This is a genomic window from Vibrio sp. SG41-7, assembly GCF_014164465.1.
Taxonomy (GTDB): Bacteria; Pseudomonadota; Gammaproteobacteria; order Enterobacterales; family Vibrionaceae; genus Vibrio; species Vibrio splendidus.
In genome coordinates, this window is sequence record NZ_JACJFF010000229.1 from 1 (window position 1) to 3,418 (window position 3,418).

The 3,418-nt window shown below is 40.9% G+C and carries 3 protein-coding genes; all 3 read right to left on the reverse strand.

The window, feature by feature from the left end; genetic code table 11:
* The coding region (locus H5300_RS26030) for an ABC transporter ATP-binding protein (RefSeq protein ID WP_182797293.1) at nt 1-578 on the reverse strand (578 nt) is incomplete at its 3' end.
* A complete protein-coding gene (locus H5300_RS26035) occupies nt 575-946 on the reverse strand; it encodes a GntR family transcriptional regulator (RefSeq protein WP_004729948.1) in 372 nt (123 codons plus the stop codon). The genes H5300_RS26035 and H5300_RS26030, both read right to left, overlap by 4 nt.
* 222 nt (nt 947-1,168) lie before the next feature.
* Nucleotides 1,169-2,914 (reverse strand): EAL domain-containing protein, encoded by a 1,746-nt coding sequence (locus H5300_RS26040; protein ID WP_182797294.1) that lies wholly within the window; start codon nt 2,912-2,914, stop codon nt 1,169-1,171.
* Nucleotides 2,915-3,418 lie beyond the last annotated feature (504 nt).

The window sequence follows — 3,418 nt, forward strand, 5'->3', positions numbered from 1 at the left end:
ATTTCTGAAACCTCATGGCTTGCAATGATCATGGCGCGTTCGCCGTCGTGGAACCATTCTAGTAGGTGGCGATAAAAAGTATCGCGGTACAGCAAATCTAAGCCCAGTGTAGGCTCATCTAAGATCAACACTTGAGTGTCAGTCGCGATGATGATCGCAAGGTGAAGTTGTACTTTCATCCCTTTAGAAAGCTGCTTGATAGTAGAAGACAACTTAATGTTGGTGCTGCTTAACGTCTGTTCTGCTTTTTGCTTGTTGAAGCTAGGGTGCACACCTTGTGTGTATCGAAGCAGTTGTTTAACCGTCATCCACTCTGGTAACACGTTAACATCTGAGATGTACGACAAGTGCTGCATGAGCTCTGCGTGCTGGTGGATAGGGTGGTAGCCGTTTACTTCAATCTCACCTTGATAGTTGTGTCCACCAAGCAGTGATTTGATCAGAGTCGATTTACCCGCGCCATTGTGGCCAAGCAGACCAAGTACTTGCCCTGGCTTTAACTCAAAGCTGATGTTTTCGACACCCACTTGATTTGAATAGGTTTTGGTTACGTTTTTCACGGAAAGTAACGTACTCATGACTTGTCCTTTATATGTTGTGCTAGCTGTTTCACGAGTTCTTCGACACTCATATCAATGATGCCTAGCGTCTCAGCGATGGCTGGGATCTGTGTGTTGATGAATGATTGGTGTGCAGACTCTTTCAATTTTTGAAGTGCCCCTTCGGCCACATACATGCCTTGGCCGCGTTTTTTTTCTACCAAGTCTTCATCCACCAGTAACTGATAGCTTTTCATGACAGTAAGGTGGTTGATCTTGAGATCGGCAGCAACCGCACGCACAGAGGGTAATGCTTGTTGCTCTAACCAAACACCTTGAAGAATTTGGTCACTGATCTTTGCGGCAAGTTGCCTAAAGATCGGTTGGTCGTCTTTCCATTCGGTCATAATCAAAACTGCATGGTGATATATATGTGTATAACACTAACCTTTTTATTCGAATTGGCAAGGGTTTTATGAAAATAGATCGGATATTTTTAAGTTTGGATAAAGCATGTTTGGCGGGGAGGGTACTTGAAGCCTACGTCCTTGTGGGCTCTCAAGCAGCGGTATGAGCGATGATTATTTGAATAGGAAATGGTTGCTCGTCAAGATTTCTAATAGGGGGGCCTATTGCTCCTCTGAGTCATTGGGCCGACTATACAGATAGCCTTGATGTAAGTTGTAGCCTAGCTGGCACAAGATATATTGCTGCCTGCGCGTCTCGACACCTTCATAAATCATCGTGATATTTGATAAGCGTCCAATCTCAGAGATATTAAGCAATACACCCTGATGGTGCTCTCCTGACTCGATATCCTTAACAAAGCAACGATCCAGTTTTAGATAGGTCGGAGAGATAACATTGATGATTTCGATGTTGTTATTACCCGTACCAAAGTCATCCAGAGCGATGGTAATACCAAGCTTTTTGATATCCTTAATGTTATCGATAACCTCACATCCATAGCCAATATTCGAATATTCAGTAATCTCGACGACAAATTCATTCGCTTCCATCGCGGCCAAATGCTCTCTGAGCCTTGCGAAGTTCGACCCCACCAAAGCGCTCGGACACACGTTGACACCATAGATCTCATGGCTGTTGTGTAATTTGGCTTTTCTGACCGTCTCGATGAGCAAGATAGTGTGAAAGGTGAGTAAATTGGTGCGTCTCATTGTGTTAATGAAGCTTAAAACGCCGACGTTACGAACTCGAGATAACAACTCGTAATACAGGACGCTGTTGTCTTCGGTGTTGATGATGGGCTCTTCTTCAAAGGAGATGTGTTTCCAACGAAACAGGTAGATCATAAAGCCCAGAATATAGGAACGATAAAGCAGTGTGGCGAGAATCAGAGAAAGCGCAGTCCACAGTACGGCAATATCGTCACTGTAAAAGGTAATGGTTGCACCGGTTGGCAGTGGTGTTTGATAGATAGCTTTACTTTCTTCACCAAGGTTCAGAATGTAATAACCATTCTTCTGGATCGAGACCGAGTCGACTAACAGAGGCAATAGTGAGTTTTTGTATCGAGCTTCAATAGAGCGTGTAGAAATACGCACTGTAAGGTCAATGTCATGCTTAGTGTCTGCGAAACGTGAATAAGCGAAATCGGCACTATCGTAAAAGTCATCAACTTGATCAAGGTCTACCATTTTCGAGCGTGTTTTGGAGATATAACATGAACCATAAGACGTAGTCATGATGACAGAATCCAGGTTGAGCGAATGCCTCAATGAGTGCACAGCCCCTTGGTTATCGCAACCATAGAGCATGATTTCTTCAGCAATATGTTTGGTGTTTTCGCTGTATTCATCTGCAATCTTCGTCGTATAAAGGATTTGGAAAAAGTAGACAACAAAGAGGAAAAATGAAGAGAGGGTGAACACGGTTATCAGAGCCTTAATCAGTTCTCTATGATAGGTGTTGAACATCATTTTCAACATTTCTATCTGACTGGGCTTGAATTGATTGATGTCATACTTTGGTGCGATGCAGTTTGTAGAGCTCTTATCGAGATCGATAAAGTAACCCACCTTATAAAGGTTAGAGATAAGTTCGCTATTATTATCTATCTTTGCTTTTTTACATAAGTTTCGATACTTCTTTCTTATTGAGGCGATGATGTTTTTTAATGCATACAAACTAAACTCTTCATCAAAATGTAATTTAAAAGACTCTTCAACATCTCGTGCAGATTGAGGGTTAGATATTGATGAGTGCTCAATAAGGTATTTGAATACAAAACTCTCTTTACTATTAAGACTTTCCTCTGATATCTTATTGCTATTGTTCTTGATATATATTTTTTCTTCATTGTAGATCAGTTGCAAGCTCTCATTATTGTTGTTTATATTGAAAGAACAGTGCATGGCTCAACTCCTAAGCGACAGTTATTATATTTATGTGATTGATGTGTATTGGCTGGGATTTTCATTCAACCTAAGAGTCCTTTCCAAATAATATAACCAAAATGTCACCATTTTCTCTTAAGATGTTGATACTAATCGCAGAATTTGGGCTTGAATGAAAGGTTATGGAGATGTTCATCCAAAAGTTGAATTTATAAATGAAAGCCAATGATTTACAAGGGGTAAAGGGGATTTATCCATTTGTTTTGGTATTTATCCATTTCACCGCTTCTATGTGGAAGGTTTAGCTACTGGATTTAGAGGTTTCTAATGTAGCTTTTGATGGTATTCATTCGGTTTATTGATGTGTGAGATTTATCAGAATTTTTCAGGATAAACTTATACCCGTGATCAATGAAGGTGCTTGATTTTCGATAAAATCAGGATCATGCTAAGACCCATGAAAATTACACTGACTCCTCAACAAAAGCTGCAACTCGAGCAGATGCACGATTCTACTCGTGA